Raw genomic sequence first — 18,569 nt, forward strand, 5'->3', positions numbered from 1 at the left:
TAGTTTGTGTCCTAAGCTGTCGTTTTGTCACCAATTGCCGAGCGCACGGCGGTTTCACTGGTGATAAAGTCGCCTGCCTTCACGCATGACCTGGATAAGATCCGGGGCGCTTAATTTCTTGTTTAATCGGGTTTTAAAATCACTGCTGTAGATATCGTATTTGCCATGGCGGTCGATAACTGTGATTTCATCATCCTGATAAATGGCAAAGAACCGGTTATCACCCACATACACCCATGGCTGCTCGCTTGGCATCAACAGTTGGCGTCCTGCGCTGTAGTCGGTAATGGGATTGGTGCAGCCCAGCACCCGTGTCATCAGGGTAGGGGCCAGACCATGATGGCTGGTGGTGTAGTTAATCTGTGCCTGCTCACCGCCGGGCCAATGAATAATCAAGGGCACGCGAACGCTTTGTGGGGACAAATCCCGCCTGGCTTCTGTCTCATTGCTGGTGAAGGCCTTGCCACTGGTTCCGGTGATAATTACCAGGGTATCGGCAGGGAGGTGATTGATAAGGCTTTTTAGTTCGCTATCAATAAAATGCAGCGATTGACGGTATTGGCTGAAGAGCACCCGCTGAGCCGGTGCCATACCTTGAGGAGCCTTGATGGTTTCAATACCGGCAAAGCCCACCGGGGTGTCGTATGTGTCCGGTGCGCCCAGATTCACCAGAGCAAACCAGGGCGATATTTGTTGCCTGCGCCAGTCTTCAAAGGCTTCGCGGCTTTGAATATCGGCCAGCGCTCTGGATTCACTGTCATCCATCAGGGCGGCGTCAAAGTCATTAAAGAGCGCCAGTGGACGGGGATTGATTTCGTTGGACGCAGGACCAAAGCGCTTGAGGGCATAGCCCGAAGCGGCAAACCCCTGGGTTAACAGTGGCGATATGGTTTGGAAGTCGGCCGCTGCCATGTAACTGCCCTGCAGACCATAAAACAGGGAGAACATGCCGCTTTGGAACTGATTGCCACCGCTTAAATGTTTATCAAAGAATTGGTTATCACTGCCGTAGCTGCTCAAAAACGGCATGGTTTGCGGATTAAGCATATCGGCCCGCAGGGCGTCAACGGCCACAATCAGTACATTGGGCTTGCTTTGAGGTTTGCAGCTTAAGGCATCAAGGGAGTAGCCCAGTTGCTGCTGCTCGCCGAGTTTGGAAAGCCCTCCGGCGGAGTCCAGCCCGTGTGACTCCATAAAGCTTTTTGCCGTGGCCGGATAAAACAGTGGATAAGCATCATCGTAGCGGGTGATGTCCTTCACCTTGGCGGCGTCAGCCCAGATATGCACCAGATGACTGGCAATAAAACAGCTGCCCACCACGGCCGCCACCTTGCCACCGATGCGCCATTTTTCAATTTTAACAATGCGCTTCCACAGGAAATTGGCTGCCGTCAGCTCCAGCGCCAAAATCCCTATGGGCGTTACTATGTAAGAGGTACCGCTCAGGAGTGAAGGTAAATCGGCCCAGGCCACATCGAAGGCAAAGGGCGACAGGTGCACGCCGTAGTCGTCGTACACTATGGTGTCGTAGAGCAGAATACACAGGCCCAGGGTGGCCACGGTTGCCGCCAGCCCCCTCAATATTTTCGAGTAGGGCAGCAGCAGGGTGACGGGAAAAATCAGCAGCAGATACAGTAAGAAGGCGAGAAAGGAAAACTGGCCTATGCTCGCCAATGCGAGATAGCCCCAGCCGGTGAGGGTCTCAGGAAGACCAACGGTTTCCAGATAACGGCTGCCAACAATCAGTGCCAGAAAGCCGTTGAACAGGGCAAACCAGTGGCCCCAGTTAACCAGTCGTGACACCTTGTCACGCTCCAGTTGTTGTTTCCTCTCAACCATTCCGCTCGCTCTTATCCTTGGGACAGGTTAACACCTTGGTATCTTAAGCACTTTTCCCGTGTGGGTGCCAGCTTTATCAGGCTTTAGTCACCGACTGATTAAGCGCTTTGGCAAACTGCTCGGCCACAGCGGCGCGGCTGGCAGCAGGCACCTTGGTTTCCAGCAGGTGGCTGACGCAGTTGCCCAGTACCATCAGACCAAGGTCGGTGGGGGTCTGGTGTTTTTCCAGCACGGCCAGTACTTCTGCAATCAGGGTTTCCACTTGGGTATTGGTGTATTTGGATTGAATAGCCATAGTCAAAAAATGTTTCACAAAGGATTGGGTTAGCGGCATATAATACCGGATTTCCACGGCTATCACTATCAAGGCGTATGACGATTAAAGTAGAACAGGCAATCATCCATGAAATCGCCCAAACCCATGAGGGCCAGCTCAGCTGCCGTCTTCGCCCGCAGCCACTGCTGAACAGTCAGGCGGTTGAGCTGATGCTGGAAGAACTGCATCAGTCTTACACCAGCAAATCCGGCAAGGGATTCGGCTTTTTTGGCACCCATGGCAATGACGGCGAAGCCAATCCGGCCTTTGCAAACGGCCTGAAGGACTACCTCGATGGTGGCCTTGGCTTCGTGGAATTTACGGGCCAAGCCAGTAAGTTGCTGCAGGATGAACTCGGCAAATACGATTTCAGCCAGGGCGGCTTTTTACTGCTGGCCTGCTACAGCCATATGGCCAGTGACTACTTGTTTGTGGCACTGCTCAGTGCCAAGTCTTCCATGACGGTGTTGGATGACATGGAGCTGACCCAGGTGAATCATCTGGACCTGAACAACATCCAGCTTGCCGCCCGTATCGATTTGACCGAATGGCAGGCCGATAAAGAAAGCCGTAAGTACATCTCCTTTATCCGTGGCCGCGCCGGCCGCAAGGTAGCGGATTTCTTCCTCGACTTTATGGGCTGTGTTGAGGGCATTAACCCCAAGGCGCAAAACAAGAGCCTGATGATTGCGGTGGAAGACTTTGTGGCTGGCAGCGAGCTGACCAAGGATGAACGTCAGGCCTGTCGCGACAAGGTGTTTGAATATTGCTCTGAGCGTTTCGATGCAGGTGCCGAAGTAGACATTAAAGATCTCGCCGATGAGTTGGCTGACTCGGGCATGGACTCCTTCTACGACTTTGCCACCACAGGCAACTATGATCTGGAAGAAGAGTTCCCGGTGGACAAGTCTACTTTGAGGCAGTTGAAAAAATTCTCAGGTACCGGCGGCGGTGTCACTATCAGTTTCGACGGTCATCATCTGGGCGAGCGGGTGATTTACGACCCCATCTCCGACACCCTGCTGATTAAAGGCGTACCGGCCAACCTGAAAGATCAGCTCCATCGCCGCTTAAAGGGCGAATAAGCTCCAAAAGGCATAAAGGAAAGCATAAAGAAAGGCGACCCAGGTGGTCGCCTTTCTTATTCACCCGGTTCACAGTTTGTCTCAATAGTTGCGTATTACCGGCACTTTAGGCTCAGTTCAGCTCACGATACCTGCACTTTGGCAGCAAGTCTGTGTACTGCCCATGCAGGTTTGCTTCGGTAGAAAGTATCCTTTGGGTCCTATGCAGGTGCTGATTCTGTTTGCTTAAGGCCGACCCAGCTGAACGAGCGTTCCACAAAGTCCATGGCGTTTTCATGTACGCATTCTCCGTGGGCGAGTATCAGCTGCTCAGGCTGCCAGCGACGAAACTGCGCCACCGCCTCTTTTGCCTTGTGCCGCCCATTCATAAAAGATAAGCGCCAATCCAGCGGCGTTTTACCGTTGGGAGCCAGAATGCCTGTTATCCGGGCAAGTGGTCGCTGCCAGGCATTGAAATACCCCGGGCTGAAGTTTTCAATCAAATCAGTGAGAATGAGGGTGCGCGAGCCTTTGTGATAAAACACCGCTTCTTCCATCACCGGCGATCCTTTAAAAATGCATTGCTCGATTTCGCTTCGCCACTCTGCCGGTGCCTTGTCGGTGAGGTCTGCATCAAAGTGCAGGTGTTGGCATTTATTGGCTACACCGGGGGCGGCAAAGGCCGTGGCCTCTGGCCAGCGTGTCTGCCAGGCGGCAATGTAGAGGTGATGCAGTTTGTTGGGGGAAATCAGATAAGCGACTTCACCAAGAGCATTCACCTGACGTATCAACTCATCATTGAGTTCAATGGGGGAGTGCACCCAGAGTTTGTCATTTTTAAGCCGTACTATGGTCATGCGGGTGGTATAGGGCATGCCATAAAAGGACACCGCTGGACCATCAAATACAAAGATGTTGGCGCCGAAACTTTTCATGTCATCTCCTTTGACTGCCTGGGGTTGCAATCGGAATTGTACGCCGACCCTTGCAGAAGTGGCATAGGTGAATAGTGCGAGCTGCAGCCTTAGTGTGCAGCAGAGGCACAAGCCGTTGGCGAGCGGCGTAAATTTAGCCCTGTTCACGCCATTGAGACTCGCCGGGGGCGAGTGAATTGTTTAGAATTGACATCTGAGTGACCGCCTTTCGGCTATTGCCCGTCAGACGGTGTTGCGGCCCGGCCGCTAATCACGGCAGACTGTTTCTCTGCCCGGGAGTGTTATGCAACTTTTTGTTAAAGATTTAACCGTGCTCGATTTTTCCTACCTTTGCGCCAAGCGTGGCATGGTGGGAGAGAGCTGGATAGTGGATGTGGTCCTCGAAGGGGGACTGGACAGTCAAAACATGGTGCTGGATTTTGCCAAGGTCAAGCGCACCATTAAAGACACCATCGACAGAGTGGCCGACCACAGGCTGCTTATCCCAACGGCCTCATCCAATGTGCGCTGGCAGCAGCAGGGCGACAGAGTGTGGATGGACTTTCAAAGTGACGTAGGCAACATACATCTGGCTTGTCCAAGTCAGGCGTTTGCCCTTATTCCCGCCGAGCAAGTCGATTTTGAAGCCGTGAACGCATTCCTGCGTAAGGCCCTGCGTGAAGCGCTGCCAGACAATGTCGATGGCATTCATTTGACGTTGAGAACCGAGTCTCTCAGTGGCCCCTTTTACCATTACAGTCACGGGCTTAAAAAACACGATGGCAACTGCCAGCGTATCGCCCATGGCCATCGCAGCCCGGTGCAGATATTCGAAAATGGTGAGAGTGCGCCAGACTGGGATGCCTACTGGGCCAAGCGCTGGAAAGATATCTACCTGGGTACCGAGGAAGACGTGGTGCCGGTGGCCGAGCTTGAGCTGTCGGCCCAATGCCGCATCGATGACAATTCCCACATAGGCTTTCGTTATCAGGCGCCCCAGGGGGATTTCCAACTGGCTATGCCCAGGGCCATTTGCGACATCATCCCCCACGACACCACGGTAGAGCTGCTGGCTGACTTTATGGCTAAGACCCTCGCCGAAAAGGTGCCCGGCAGCCACTTTAAAGTGATTGCCTATGAAGGCATTGGCAAAGGCGCCATTGCGGCAGCCGAAATCGCTGCCGACTGAACCTATCACGCTGCTTAAGGAAGACCACCAATGTTAAAGCCCTGGATTGCCGCCCTGTTACTGACATTCACCCATGGTGCGATGGCGCAGATTGAACTCAGTGGCAAGATGGAGCAGGGCTCGCTTATTCGTGGCAAGGTGCCTGCAGGCAGCAGTGTCAGCCTCAATGGCGAGCCACTGAGGGTCACCCCGGAAGGTAACTTTGCCTTTGGGGTGGAGCGAGAAGGTGAGCTTGAGCAGACTCTTGAAGTGATCTACCCCGATGGGCTCACCGAATTCAAACCCCTGACCTTCGCCAAGCGGGAATACCGCATTTCTGAGGTCAATGGTATCGCACAAAAAATCATGAAGCCCGATCCGGCGGCGCAGGAGCGTGCCGCCGAAGACAGCGCAATGACCAAGGCTGCAAGGGCAACCGATTCGGATATTACCGCGTTTGCCAAGCCTTTTATCTGGCCCTTAACAGGCCGTATCTCTGGGGTGTATGGCAGTCAGCGTGTGTACAACGGGGTGCCCGGCAATCCGCACTTTGGTGTGGACGTGGCGGCCAAAACCGGCACCGTGGTGGTGGCGCCCGCCGATGGCGTGGTAACGCTGGCGGTGCCGGATATGTTCTACTCCGGCGGCACCCTGATTATTGACCATGGCTATGGTGTCAGCTCAAGCTTCCTGCACTTATCCAAGCTCTATTTAAAGGTGGGTGACAGGGTAAAGCAGGGCGACAAGATAGCCGAAGTCGGTGCCACCGGCCGCGCCAACGGGCCGCATCTGGATTGGCGCCTTAACTGGTATCAGATGCGCCTCGACCCTGCTACTCTGGTGCCTCCCATGAAAGAGGTTTTGGCCACAAAAGCGGCCACGAAGGCAAGCAAGCAGTAAGCCAATTGCCGCGCTGGCAAGTCATGGCGCGTCCAACAAAAAACGCCGCAGATGAGTTGCGGTGTTTTTGTTTCTGGTGAATGCTTTTTTCAGCGTTTAATTCTCATGGGCACAAAACGAACACCATTCTTTTGCGCTTGCGGGCCAGTGGGGGAAAAGCCCAGGTGCTGGTAAAAGCCCACGGCATTGACAGAGGAGCACAGGTTCACCTCATTGGCCTCAGTGCGGCCAAGCAGGGTGCTCAGCAGCGTCTTTCCAAGCCCACTTCCTTGCACGCTTTTATCGACAAATAGGTGAGTAAGGAAGTTGCCGTCCCGAAGTGCAGCAAAGCCGACAAGTTTACTGCCCTGACATGCTTTTAAGGCGATGAATTTACTGCTGTCGAAGGTTGTTTCAACATCTGGCAGTACCCTATTTAAAAAGGTCTCTTGCCCCTCCTGACTAAACAGGGGTAACACATCTTGCTGTGCAACCTCCAGCACCAGCTGCATAACAGCCTCCAAATCCGCTTTGGTCACGGGGGCTATATCGGTATCTATACTCTGGCTCATGCTATTTCCACATTGTCGAAGCTGTATCAATTAGTTGCACCGTTCCGGGCGCTGGCTTTCACCAAAATGATGATTTGGTTGGCAATTGCTGACTCGGATGAAGCGTCCCTGTCTGTGCCTGCATGAAAGGCCTATTTGGTGGACTGGCGGCCCAGCTATGTCGGCAGTCCATCAAAACGCGGCAAATTCTCCAAATCATGCTCCCAGGCGGCGCGGCTGGCCATATACAGGTGCGCGTTGGGGGGAATGATGAGGTCGCTGTCGAGGCTGCCAGCCGGGACGACCAGTAGATTATCGGTCGATTGCTGTGGCACCGGTGAGCCGCAAACGGCACAAAATGCTTTGCTGTGGCGCGTTGAAGGCAAGTTGAACAGGGTTACCTTATCAACGCCTGAGACCCAGTTCAGCGTCGCTGAGGTGCTGAAAAGATTCGCCCCGTGGGCAGAGCCGGTATCTTTCTGACAATAATGGCAGTGGCACAGAAAAAAACGCTCAAAGTCGCCATCAATCTCATAACGCACTTCGCCGCAAAGGCAAGAACCAGAATGCTTTTTACTCATAATCTGCTCTCCACTGGTTTGACACCTTTACTATGCATTAAACGCTGGGCTAAGGCACAGCCCCCTTCTGACTGACTTGTTCCGGTATCGCTCGAGAGAGCCGATACTCATAAAACACCGGGCTGTTTCCATCCTGTTTTTGGGCTGTAAAGCCCAACTTTTCAAGCAGTTTAGTTGATGCTGTATAGGCCTGGTCAACGCCGCCAACAAGGGTTAACCATGACTCAGTGTTGGCAGCTGCGCCAATGAATCCCTGCAGTAATTCAGTGGCCAGGCCCTTGCCCCAATACGCTTGTGCAAGCAAATAACCGATGTGGGCATGGTGCTCGTTTTCTACGTAGATAAACAGAAAACCCATGATTTCGTGTGTTTTTGATTTGACCTGAAGTAACCGGCTTTCTCGCAACATGCGTTCAAGCCACATGTCTGCCGCACCGCGGGAGTTAACGCCGTGAAAGTAGGGGGGAAGATGTTCAACTACTGCCGGGGTTAACATCGCGGGCACACGCTCAAGTAAGTCAGAGTGTTCAGACAAAGCAACGCCATCCACTATTTCGACCACGCTCAGTCTTTGAGTCTCAAACGCTATTGTCATGTTAACTACCTGATTGGATAAAGATAATCACCCTGTAAAAACCGGCTGAGAATCGATTGTGACCTAGTATGACTGATTCTGATTGGGTTACGCTGGCTTTCATCGTCTTGGATCGGTTCCCGCCAGGGCACCTGTACCGGTACTGGTGAAGAGTACTGTGTCATGCCAGAGTTCTGGGCCGGGTTTGGCTCAGCGGGGAAATAAGGTGCGGAGCCAGAGTACCTGACTACAGCGTTTTTTACTGAAAATTTCTCAAAAAATAATCACTTTGATGCAGCCTGTGGATTTGGCGTGGTTCCTGAAAATGCAGCTTATTCACCCCATTAAGTGGAAGTGGGATGACAGAAGCAAACCCGCGTTGCATCAGGGGATTGTACTCTCTGGTAAAACGCAGGTTTATCTGCAGCACACCCGATGAAGGGTAATAAAAAGGCGCCCGGGGGCGCCTTTTTAATCGGTCACTGAAATTTGCAGACAATGATTATTTGGTCAAATCGATGCGATACACGGCATAACCCAGCTCGTCTTTGCCGACCTTGGTCATGGCGCGCTGTTTGTTTTGCTCGATAAAAGCATCGGCCTTGGCGCTGTCCTGGGTTTCGAAGCGCACATCCAGCGCCACGGCGCTATTGATGGTCACAAAGTCCCAGTTGTAGTCGGCGGTGGGGTTTACCATGCCCTCGTACTGGCCAGTGGTGTCGTTGTACTTCGACTCGGCGGTGATGTAAGCCGCCAGCGCTTCACGGTTGGTGTCCGGTAGCTCCAGCACCACATGGTCGCTGCCGGTGCCGGCAAACTTGCCACCGAAGGCGCGGTAGTTGTTGGAGGCGACAATAAACTCTTTGGTCAGCAGCTCTTCGCCGCTGTAAACCTTACCGTCGCTGTCTTTAAAGGCCAGATCCACAATACGGTTGGCGTTTTCATTCACAACCTTACAGTCGCGGTCGAACTTGCTTGGCTGGGTTACGTCAATCTTGTAGGTCATGCCGTCGAGCACATCGAAGTTGTAGGTTGGATGTCCAGCCCAGTTGATGAGGAACTGAGGTTCGGTCTTGGCGGGGTCAATCTGGTTGAACTGGTTGGCCGAGCATTCGAGCCAGTCTTGCAGCTCTGCGCCCGTGGCTTTTACCGCCACCATGGTGTTGGGGTAGAGGTAAAGATCGGCGGCGTTTTTAAAGGTCAGTGCGCCCTTGTCCACCTGCACGTACTGGTCGGCATCTGAGGTGGTGCCGTGGCGGCCACCGGCCTTGAAGGGTGCAGAAGCCGAAATAACCGGCAGGTGGGCAAGCGATGCCGGCAGTTTGGCCTTCACGTTGGCGATTTGCGCATCAGAGACGATCTGCACCGTGGGGTCGTCCTGCACCAGGGTGAGGAAGCTGTACATGTCGGCTGCTGCCACACCTATGGGTTCGTCCACAAAGGCGAGGGTGCCCTGATGTTCAAGCTCCACGGCATCGTGAATGTCTTTGTCGGCTTCCACCAGTGGCGCTTTGTTGGCGCCATCGTAGATGGGGCGTGCTTCGGTTTTAACATCGAGCACTGTCCACTTTCCGTCCTTGCGGGCCAGCGTAAAGTCAACCACGCCCAGGTTGTCACCCCAGCGGCCGGGCATCACGGCTGCAACGCCGTTCAACAGGCCTTTTTCCACATCGGTATTTGGCAGGTCGCTGTAGCGCGCGTCCGGGAAGATGGAATGGCTGTGGCCAAACATGATGGCATCGATGCCTTCAACCCGGGTGAGGGCATAGGTAGCGTTTTCAGCCATGGCATCGCCTGGGTTTTCCACCGAGCCAATGCCAGAGTGTGGAATAGCGATAATGATATCGGCGCCCTTGGCTTTCATTTCAGGCACGTACTTTTGGGCGGTTTCGAGGATGTCTGCTGGCTCAACCTTGCCGGTCAGGTTTTGTTTGTCCCACAGCATAATTTGCGGTGGTACAAAGCCGATATAGCCAATTTTGAGGACATGCTTATCGCCGTTTTGGTCGATAACCTCTTTGTCTTCAATCACGTAAGGCGTGAACAAATGCTCGCCCTTTTTGATGCCTTTCCAGCAACCATTATCGTCGGCGCAGTAGACGTTGGCGTTGATGTAAGGAAACTCGGCACCGGCCAGGGATTTTTCGAGGAACTCAAGGCCATAGTTGAATTCGTGGTTACCTATGTTGCCTACACTGTAACCCAGCAAATTCATGGCCTTGTAGGCGGGGTGTACGGCGCCATCGGCGATGCCGATTTTAGCCATATAGTCGCCCATGGGGCTGCCCTGCAGCAGGTCGCCGTTATCCACCAGTACATGGTTGGGGGCTTCATTGGCGGCAGCCTTGATAAGGCTGGCGGTGCGGGCCAGACCTATGGTTGGATCTTCTTTGCCGCTGTAGTAGTTGAAGTCCATGATGTTGGTGTGAAGATCCGTGGTCTCCATCACCCGCAGATCCACCAGAACCTCTTTTTCCACGTCGTTATTATCAGAGCCGCAGGCGCTGACGCCCAGTGCAGCGGCAATGGTTACCGCCAACAGATGTTTTTGATTCATATCCATATCTCTTGAAATGTTAACCCCGGGCGCGCCTCTGTGGGCACGCTCCATCATCCAACCCAGCGCGACGGCGTTGGGGTCGGGAAGAGTATCAGCTCCAGAGCTTGCAAAAATGTGACCGAAGCGTAGAAAGGGCGTATCAAATTGTGTCTTGTCTCACGGGTGCTGGTTTTCTGAACATGTAACGATGGGGGTTGGCGCTATCAGCGGCTAATAAAAAAGCGCCCCGGAGGGCGCCTTTAGGATGCAATTCAAACAACCTTCATTACAGCAGACCGCGGCTCTTGAGCAGTGGCTCGATGCTGGCTTCTTTACCACGGAACTCGCGGTACAGTTTCATCGGATCTTCGCTGCCACCCTGAGACAGCACAGTGGCACGAAACGCCTTGGCGGTATCCTGGTTGAAGATGCCTTTTTCGCGGAAGGCTTCAAAGGCATCGGCGCCGAGGATATCGGCCCAGATGTAGCCATAGTAACCGGCTGAGTAACCACCGGAGAAGATATGGCTGAAATAGGTTGAGCGGTAACGCGGCGCAATCTCGTCAATCAGGCCCATTTTCTTGAGGCTGGCGGCCTCAAAGGCAGCGGCATCCTGCACTTCGCTGGTCTCAAGGGTGTGCCAGTCGAGATCCAGCTTGGTGGCGGCAAGGTATTCAACCGTGGCAAAGCCCTGATTGAACTTGCTGGCGGCCTGGATTTTCTTGACCAGCTCTTCTGGAATGACTTCACCGGTTTTGTAGTGCTTGGCAAACTGCGACAGCACTTCTGGCTGAGTCATCCAGTTTTCGGTGACCTGGGATGGGAACTCAACGTAGTCTCGTGGTACTGAGGTGCCTGACTGGGCCTCGTACTCAACGTTCGACAGCATACCGTGCAGGGCATGACCAAACTCGTGGAACAGGGTACTGGCTTCATCGAAGGTCAGCAGCGAAGGCTCAGTCGCGGTTGGGCGCGGATAGTTGAGCACATTGACGATAATGGGCACGACACGCTCATCACCCAGGCCGCTCTGTGAGCGGTAAGCGTTCATCCAGGCGCCGCCACGCTTTGAGTCGCGGACGTAGTAGTCGCCTAAAAAGATCGCCAGCAGCTTGCCGTCTTTATCGAACACTTCCCAGGTACGCACATCTTCATGGTACTTGGGCAGATCATTACGTTCTTTAAAGGTCAGGCCAAACAAGCGGTTGGCGGTGTAAAACACGCCTTCGATGGTAGCATCCAGCGAGAAGTAGGGACGGGTGTCCTGTTCGTTAAAGCTGTACTTGGCGACGCGGATTTTGTCGGCGTAGTAATCCCAGTCCCATGGCGCCAGCTTGAAGTTGCCACCTTCGGCATCAATCAGCTTCTGCATCTCGGCCACTTCAGACTTGGCCTGATTAATGGCAGCAGGCCATACCTTGTCCAGCAGGGTGTATACGTTGTCAGGGTTTTTCGCCGTGTTTTCTTCCAGCACATAGTGGGCGTGGGTTTTATAGCCCAGAAGCTGTGCGCGCTCGGCGCGCAGGGCGGCGATTTCGGCCAGCGCCTTCTTGTTATCGCGGGCATCGTTGTGATTGGCACGCTCAACATAGGCTGTGTACAGCTGCTGGCGCAGTTCACGGTTGTCGGCGTAGGTCAAAAATGGGGTGATGGACGGGCGGGAGGTGGTGAACACCCATTTGCCTTCTTTGCCGCGGCTCTTGGCGGTAGCGGCGGCCACATCAATCACGCTTTGGGGCAGACCGGACAAATCGTCTTTGTTTTCCACCACCAGTTCGAAACCATTGGTTTCGGCGAGCACATTGTCACCAAACTCCAGGCTCAACTTGCCAATTTTTTCGTTTAGCTCACGCAGCTTGGCTTTGCCGGCCTCATCCAGGTTGGCACCGCCGCGGCTGAAGGCTTTGTAGGTGTCTTCCAAAAGGCGGCTTTGGGCTGTATTCAGCCCCAGACTGTCGCGCTGCTCATACACAGCCTTTACCCGGGCAAACAGCTTGTCATTGAGGAAGATATCGTCCCTGGCGGTCGATAGCATGGGCGAGACTTCCTTGGAAATCGCCTGCAGGCCAGGGGTGGTGTCGGCGGAGGTCAGGTTATAAAACACCGCAGATACGCGCTTGATAAGCTTGCCGCTTTGCTCCATGGCTTCGATGGTGTTGGCGAAAGAGGGCGCGTCGGCATTGTCGATAATTGCCTGAATTTCAGCCTGTTGACGCGTGATGCCCTCTCTATAGGCAGGCAGATAGTGGGCTTCTTCGATTTTGTCGAAGGCCGGGATGTCCTGATACGTATTGTAGGGATCGAAGAAGGGGTTTACAGCGGTAACGGCGGCCTGTTCAGAAATCCCGGCGGAAGCTGTTTCAACGGCGGTAGCTGGCGTATTGGCGACCTTGGTCTGTTTGTTTTCGTCGTTGCCGCAGGCCGTGAGGCCCAGTGACAGTGTCATGGCGACAACAAGCGGCTTGAGGGTTTGTCCCTTCATGGTTCGTTTCCTGTATCGAGTGTGTGTGAGACGGCGGCGTGATGTATGTTTGAATTTTGCGCCCAAGCAGTAACAAATTATCTTCCCAGGCGGCCGCCATCGGGCGTCAGCCCCTTGTGTAACATGTCAGCCACTGGTCGCCAAGATCCTCGGCAATTTTGTTGTAACAAACCATGAGTAAGTGGTTAATTCCTGTGCCTTGGGTGTGGCACACTGAACCATCAACACCGTTGACGGAACAAGCCGCGCGGTTGCTTTTGTAAAACCCCAAACCAAAACAAAAACCCAAAACCACCAATGCCGACAAAGAACATGACAAAGAACATGACAAAGAAACCTGCGAACCCCTTTACCCTGAGCCGCCTGTCCGCCCTTATCCCCTTGATGATTGCCATGCCCGGCTTGGCCGCAGCGCCTTCACCGGATGCCCAAAAGGTGGCCTCCTATGCGGCGTCGAATTTCCAGCAGGCCCAAATCGATACCCTGAAAATCCTGGTCGGCTACGATACCCGCGCCCGGGAGGGCCTGACCCCGGACACCGACCCTGTGTTTGCCGATTTCAAACGGGCTCTCGGGGTTAAAGCCCGGATGCTGGGGCTCGATGTGGAGGACAACGGCTACGTGATGCTGATAAGCCTGTCCCCCGAAGGGGCCGGGACGGATGTAAAAAAGGTTGGGGTTATCACCCATGGCGATGTGCAACCTGCCGACCCCAGCCTGTGGCCCCAAAGCCCCTATGAATTGACCGAAACGGCCGATGGCAAGCTGGTAGGCCGAGGCGCCGAAGATGACAAAGGGCCCATCGCCACTGCGCTTTATGCCATGAAAGCCATCAAAGACAGCGGCATTGTGCTTAATCGGCGCATTGAGCTTCTGGTTTATATGGCTGAAGAGTCGGACTGGGAGCCCTTGAAGGAGTTTTTGAAAACTTACCAGAGCGCCGATATCAATATCACTCTGGATGCTGAATATCCCGTGGTGACCGGCGAGAAGGGCTGGAGCCAAATCAAGCTCAGTCTGCCCCGCGTCATGGTGAAAGTGGGTGCAGATACGCCGGTGTTAACACATTTCACCGGTGGCAGTTTTGCCAGTCAAATACCCCAACAGGCGAGGGCTGTGATTCAAAACGCCAACCCAGAATTGGTAGCCGCTCTGAAAGCCCGTGCAGAGGCCTTGCCAGTCAAGACAGACTTCATTGATGAGCCGCACGGGCTCACAATCCATGTCACAGGCAAGGCGGCCCATTCGTCCACACCGGAAGATGGTATCAATGCGCTGGCCTATCTGGCTGAGCTGCTCTCGCCCACAGCCGATGGCAGCATTCCTGACTGGCCCATGACCACGGCAGCCGTCACTGTAGACTTTTTACATTCGTTGGTGGGCACTGGGCTTTATGGTGAGCGTTTTGGCAAGCTTGGCTACAGCGACGAGTTTATGGGGCCAATGACATTGGCGCCGACCCTTATTGCCGAGGGTAAGGCGGGCGCAGACGTGACCCTCAATCTGCGCCGCCCGGTGGGGCGTACTCCTGAAGCGCTGGATAAGCTTGCCTTGGATGCCATTCAAGGCTGGCAGCAAGCCAGAGGGACCCAGGTGGCTGATATAGAGACTTACTGGGGCACTCCCATGTTGATTGACGATGCGCCCCATCTGGAGACGCTGCTTGGGGTGTTTGGCCACTACACCAACACAGCGGACCCCAAGCCCATCGCCATTGGTGGCTCAACCAATGCCAAACTCTTCCCCAACGCCTTAAGCTTTGGCCCGGCCATGCCCGGGGTGGAGTACACAGGCCACAGCGAATATGAATTTATCACCAGAGACCAGCTTAAGCTGAATCTGGAAATGTACACAGCCGCGCTGGTGGAACTGGCGATGCGCGAGTAATGCAGCCAGGGTTTTGAGGAAACAAAAAAGCGCCTTTGAGGCGCTTTTTTACGATAGGTGCGCATCAACGCGCCTCTGCGTGTTTTAACGTCCTTCAGTAACCCTGGGTTTCGCTGGCGCTTTGGCGTGGATCGGATGCGCCGTAGATGCCTTCTTCAGTCACCACAATGGATTGGGTCGAGCCCATGGCATGCTTGACGTTGACCTTGTGGCCCATGGACTCCAGCAAACGGCGGGTATCCACATTCAGGCTGCGTTCGGTGCGGATTTCATCGGGATACCACTGATGATGAATGCGCGGCGCAATACTGGCCTCGGCAATGTTCAAGTCGTGATCCACCACGTTCATGATGATTTGCAGTACAGTATTGATGATGCGCGAACCACCGGGGCTGCCGGTAACAATAAAGGGCTTGCCGTCCTTCATCACTATGGTGGGGCTCATGGACGACAGCGGCCGCTTTTGCGGCTCAACTGCATTGGCATCACCGCCGAGCAAACCGTAACCGTTGGGGCTGCCGGGTTTGGCGGCGAAGTCGTCCATCTCGTTATTGAGCAGGATACCGGTGCCCTTGGCCACCATGCCGGAGCCGTAACTGAAGTTCAGGGTATAGGTATTGGACACCGCATTGCCCCATTTATCGACCACCGAATAGTGGGTGGTCTGGTCGCTCTCGTAGGGCGCCAGTTTACCGGGTTTGATGTCATCGGAGGGGGTCGCCTTATTGGCCGCGATGGTTTTGGCAATCGCATCGCCATAGGCCTTGCTGGTCAGTGCCTTTACCGGCACTGTCACAAAATCAGGGTCGCCCAGATACTCACTGCGATCGGCATAGGCGCGCTTCATGGTTTCGGCCATAAAGTGAATGCTTTGGGCACTGTTGTGGCCAAGTTCGCCCATGGGGAAGTGCTCAAGCACATTGAGCATTTGAATGATGTGAATGCCACCTGAGCTTGGCGGCGGCATGGAAACGACCTCCAGCCCTCGATAATTGCCGCGTACCGGCTCGCGCTCCATTACCTTGTATGCTTTAAGGTCGGCCAGGGTCATGATGCCGCCGGCTTCCTGTACCGCAGCCACCAATTTCTCGGCGGTTTCGCCTTCATAAAAGCCTTTGCTGCCGGCCTTGCTGATGCGCTTTAGGCTCTCGGCCAGATCCTTTTGCACCATACGCTGGCCCACGGTGAGGTTTTGCCCCTCGTTGGGGTAAAAAATCTCGGCAGAAGTGGGCCACCTGGCAATCCAGTTATGCAGCCCGGCGAGGGAGCTTGCCAGCTCGGCGGTCACTTCCACACCGTCTTCGGCGAGCTCTATCGCCGGGGCAATGACCTCTGAGAGGCTCATGGTGCCGTATTTTTCCAGCGCCAGTTCCATCCCCATTACTGTGCCGGGTACGCCCACGGCGAGCCCATGGCTGCGGCTCAGTTCATCCACGGCATTGCCGGCTTCATCCAGGAACATATCGCGCCTGGATGCTTTAGGGGCTGTCTCGCGATAGTCGATGGCGATGGTTTTATTGTCTTTGGCAAGATGCACCAACATAAAACCGCCTCCGCCGAGGTTTCCGGCGCGGGGCAGGGTAACCGCCAGGGCAAAACCGACGGCAACGGCCGCATCCACGGCGTTACCGCCTTTTTTAAGGATATCCACGCCGATGCGGGTGGCCAGCGCTTCCTGGCTTGAGACCATGCCGTACTTACCGAAAATAGGCTGGGCAGTGGCCATTTCACTGAAGATGGCACTGTCATCCAGTGCCGGCTTGGTGGGCAGTTTGGCTTGCGCAGTAAATGTGGCCGCAAAGGGCAGGGCGATGGCAAGGGCGAGAGTCAGCCCCTTTAAGGTAAAGGCACCGGGCCGTGGTTTCATGTTGGTTCCCCCAAAAACGTGTTCTTTGTGTTGTATTTTTTACATTTTATGAAGTTGTCACTGTGCCTGCTGCGGTTTGGCTTTGCAACGGTTTTGGCACCTTTCCCGTGGCGCATGCGGTCCAATCAGTCGCCAAAGGCAAGCCAAATACCAACAAACGCCATCAGACTGCCGGCAATTCGGTTAAGCAGTGTTAAGTTGTCGCCGCGACTCAGTAGGGCTTTAAGACTCTTGCCTCCGCTGGCATACAGCATTAAACAGGCAAATTCGGTGACAAGAATAATAGACAGCAGCGCCATTAACTGCGGTGCCATTGGGCGCTCTACACTGATAAAGGGGGGCAGCAGCGATACCATAAAGGCCCAGCCTTTTGGGTTGGCCACGGCGGTCAAAAACCCCTGACTGATAAGCGCCATCGGATGTGGACTGGGGCCGGGTTCACTCGTTAGGGCAAATTTGCCGCGAGAGCGCCACAGGTTAATACCGAGGTAGACCAGATAAGCGCCGCCAACGTATTTGAGTGCGGCAAACAGCGACGGGTAGTTGAGCATGATGGCGGCAACCCCGAGGACGGCCGCCAGTGCCACCAGGCCCACTCCGACCAGCTCCCCGGCCATCATCCACAGGCTTTTGCGCACGCCAATGCTCATGCCCAGAGTCATGGCCAGGGTCATACACATGCCGGGGGTGATGGAAACAAATAAAAAGGTGGGAATAAATACGGCTAACAGGGTGAAGTCTGGCATGGATTCGGATTCTGGTTTCAGGCAAAAATGACCGGGCTAAGCAGTGTAATTGAAGCCAAGTGTAAGACACAAGTCGCAATAAGGGCCGGGGCTTGTAAGGCATGGACTTCAATTCTCAGGTCATCAAAATGGCCATTGGCCGCGATTTCAGAATGGAAGCATGGCTTAGAGCACGCTTGGACAAACTACCAGCTTCCCACTGCGGCGCCGATGGCGAAACTGGCTGCGAGACTCACCACGAAACTCATCAGCAGCACGGCTATCAGCCAGGCTTTGTTCCGGAGATTGCGACCCTTACACATCAGAAAAGATTTGCTCAGGGCATTGCCAAAGAGGATCAGGTAAAACTGCGTCAGCAGATCTGTTTGCTTAACATACAGCGACTGCTCCGTCATTACCGAGGCCAGCACCGCGTGGGCTTCAAACAGGGAAATCAGCAAGATGCTGGCATTGCGGGACAGGGGCAGTTCGCTGCCAATAACATGCATGCCATACACCAGGATGAAAATCAGCATCGACAGCTTGATGACATTTTTCCACAGTATCGGATGGTCGTTCAGCAGTTCAATTTCCGCCATCCCGGTGTTGCCATGTTCCTCAATCTGCGGACTCTGCTCTTTTTGGCCAGAGAGAAAGACAATGACACAGATAATCAGCAGCAGCTGAATCAAAAAAGGCAGGTAGTATGTCCAGGCCAGAGTGCCCGACAGAAACCAGACGATCATCAGGCATTCAATCAGCATGGCACAGAGCGCAAACAGCAGCGTCAGTTGTATATCCCGCTCCCGGGTGGCGGCAAATTTTTTGTCATTCAGCACCTGTAAGTACACCGCCGTGCTGGAAATAAAGCCCCCTAAAAAGCCCTGCAGTTGGAAACGGCCGCGAACCGGCACCAGATGAAAACAAAAGAAGCTGAAGAGTTCCAGCCCAGCCACCAGAGGCACGATTTTTAAAACCGGGATATAGCTGGCTACCACACACAAGAGCGCCAGCAGGCCCATATCCAGCCAGATATGCTTATCGCGAAAGTGGGTGGCAAGCGGTGTCCTGTGTCTCATGTCATAATGCAAGCCATAATTTAGCCAATTTAAATCATAGTCCAATTTTATCAGTGAGATAGTGCTGAAATAGAGCACTAAATCAGGTTGAATTTGCGTCGCAA

15 protein-coding genes are annotated in these 18,569 nt (G+C 54.2%); 4 read left to right on the plus strand and 11 right to left on the minus strand.

Annotated features, from left to right (window positions below; translation table 11 throughout):
- Positions 1 to 54 precede the first annotated feature (54 nt).
- Positions 55 to 1,839, minus strand: coding sequence for a DUF3413 domain-containing protein (locus K0H79_RS07970; protein WP_220077896.1), 1,785 nt, complete (start codon positions 1,837 to 1,839; stop codon positions 55 to 57).
- A 76-nt stretch (positions 1,840 to 1,915) separates the two neighbouring features.
- Positions 1,916 to 2,134, minus strand: coding sequence for a YejL family protein (locus K0H79_RS07975; protein WP_220078119.1), 219 nt, complete (start codon positions 2,132 to 2,134; stop codon positions 1,916 to 1,918).
- Positions 2,135 to 2,211: 77 nt separating this feature from the next.
- Between K0H79_RS07975 and yejK the strand changes: the two genes are divergently transcribed.
- Positions 2,212 to 3,240, plus strand: coding sequence for a nucleoid-associated protein YejK (gene yejK, locus K0H79_RS07980; protein WP_220067536.1), 1,029 nt, complete (start codon positions 2,212 to 2,214; stop codon positions 3,238 to 3,240).
- 200 nt (positions 3,241 to 3,440) lie between these two features.
- Here the strand turns inward: yejK and K0H79_RS07985 are convergent, their stop codons facing one another.
- Positions 3,441 to 4,154: a DUF4336 domain-containing protein gene (locus tag K0H79_RS07985; RefSeq protein ID WP_220077897.1), complete on the minus strand. Its 714-nt coding sequence runs from the start codon at positions 4,152 to 4,154 to the stop codon at positions 3,441 to 3,443.
- Between the two features lie 283 nt (positions 4,155 to 4,437).
- Here K0H79_RS07985 and K0H79_RS07990 point away from each other — a divergent pair, with 283 nt between their 5' ends.
- On the plus strand, positions 4,438 to 5,322 hold the full coding sequence (locus tag K0H79_RS07990) for a 6-carboxytetrahydropterin synthase (RefSeq protein ID WP_220067538.1): 885 nt from the start codon (positions 4,438 to 4,440) through the stop codon (positions 5,320 to 5,322).
- 81 nt (positions 5,323 to 5,403) lie between these two features.
- Entirely contained in the window at positions 5,404 to 6,201 is a 798-nt protein-coding gene (locus K0H79_RS07995; protein ID WP_408733387.1) for a M23 family metallopeptidase, read from the plus strand.
- A gap of 89 nt (positions 6,202 to 6,290) precedes the next feature.
- Here K0H79_RS07995 and K0H79_RS08000 read toward each other — a convergent pair whose 3' ends face one another.
- The 5 genes from K0H79_RS08000 to K0H79_RS08020 form a co-directional block, all read right to left on the minus strand.
- Positions 6,291 to 6,692, minus strand: coding sequence for a GNAT family N-acetyltransferase (locus K0H79_RS08000; protein ID WP_258405497.1), 402 nt, complete (start codon positions 6,690 to 6,692; stop codon positions 6,291 to 6,293).
- A 215-nt stretch (positions 6,693 to 6,907) separates the two neighbouring features.
- Positions 6,908 to 7,312, minus strand: coding sequence for a GFA family protein (locus K0H79_RS08005; RefSeq protein WP_220077900.1), 405 nt, complete (start codon positions 7,310 to 7,312; stop codon positions 6,908 to 6,910).
- A 49-nt stretch (positions 7,313 to 7,361) separates the two neighbouring features.
- Positions 7,362 to 7,907 (minus strand): GNAT family N-acetyltransferase, encoded by a 546-nt coding sequence (locus K0H79_RS08010; protein WP_220077901.1) that lies wholly within the window; start codon positions 7,905 to 7,907, stop codon positions 7,362 to 7,364.
- A 481-nt stretch (positions 7,908 to 8,388) separates the two neighbouring features.
- The gene (locus K0H79_RS08015; protein ID WP_220077902.1) at positions 8,389 to 10,443 is read right to left on the minus strand and encodes a bifunctional 2',3'-cyclic-nucleotide 2'-phosphodiesterase/3'-nucleotidase; all 2,055 of its coding nucleotides are present in this window, start codon (positions 10,441 to 10,443) and stop codon (positions 8,389 to 8,391) included.
- Positions 10,444 to 10,711: 268 nt separating this feature from the next.
- Positions 10,712 to 12,907, minus strand: a complete 2,196-nt coding sequence (locus tag K0H79_RS08020) for a M3 family metallopeptidase (RefSeq protein ID WP_220077903.1) — start codon at positions 12,905 to 12,907, stop codon at positions 10,712 to 10,714.
- Positions 12,908 to 13,231: 324 nt separating this feature from the next.
- On the opposite strand from K0H79_RS08020, the gene K0H79_RS08025 reads away from it, so the two are divergent.
- On the plus strand, positions 13,232 to 14,794 hold the full coding sequence (locus K0H79_RS08025; protein WP_258405498.1) for a dipeptidase: 1,563 nt from the start codon (positions 13,232 to 13,234) through the stop codon (positions 14,792 to 14,794).
- Positions 14,795 to 14,888: 94 nt separating this feature from the next.
- On the opposite strand, the gene ggt is transcribed toward K0H79_RS08025, so the two are convergent.
- From ggt to K0H79_RS08040, 3 genes are all read right to left on the minus strand, one after another.
- Entirely contained in the window at positions 14,889 to 16,661 is a 1,773-nt protein-coding gene (ggt, locus tag K0H79_RS08030; RefSeq protein ID WP_220077905.1) for a gamma-glutamyltransferase, read from the minus strand.
- A gap of 125 nt (positions 16,662 to 16,786) precedes the next feature.
- Positions 16,787 to 17,407, minus strand: coding sequence for a LysE family translocator (locus tag K0H79_RS08035; RefSeq protein WP_220067547.1), 621 nt, complete (start codon positions 17,405 to 17,407; stop codon positions 16,787 to 16,789).
- 185 nt (positions 17,408 to 17,592) lie between these two features.
- Positions 17,593 to 18,465 (minus strand): DUF4010 domain-containing protein, encoded by an 873-nt coding sequence (locus K0H79_RS08040; protein ID WP_220077906.1) that lies wholly within the window; start codon positions 18,463 to 18,465, stop codon positions 17,593 to 17,595.
- Between the last annotated feature and the right edge of the window lie 104 nt (positions 18,466 to 18,569).

The sequence above is a fragment of the Shewanella sp. FJAT-52076 genome, from assembly GCF_019457455.1.
GTDB lineage: Bacteria > Pseudomonadota > Gammaproteobacteria > Enterobacterales > Shewanellaceae > Shewanella > Shewanella zhangzhouensis.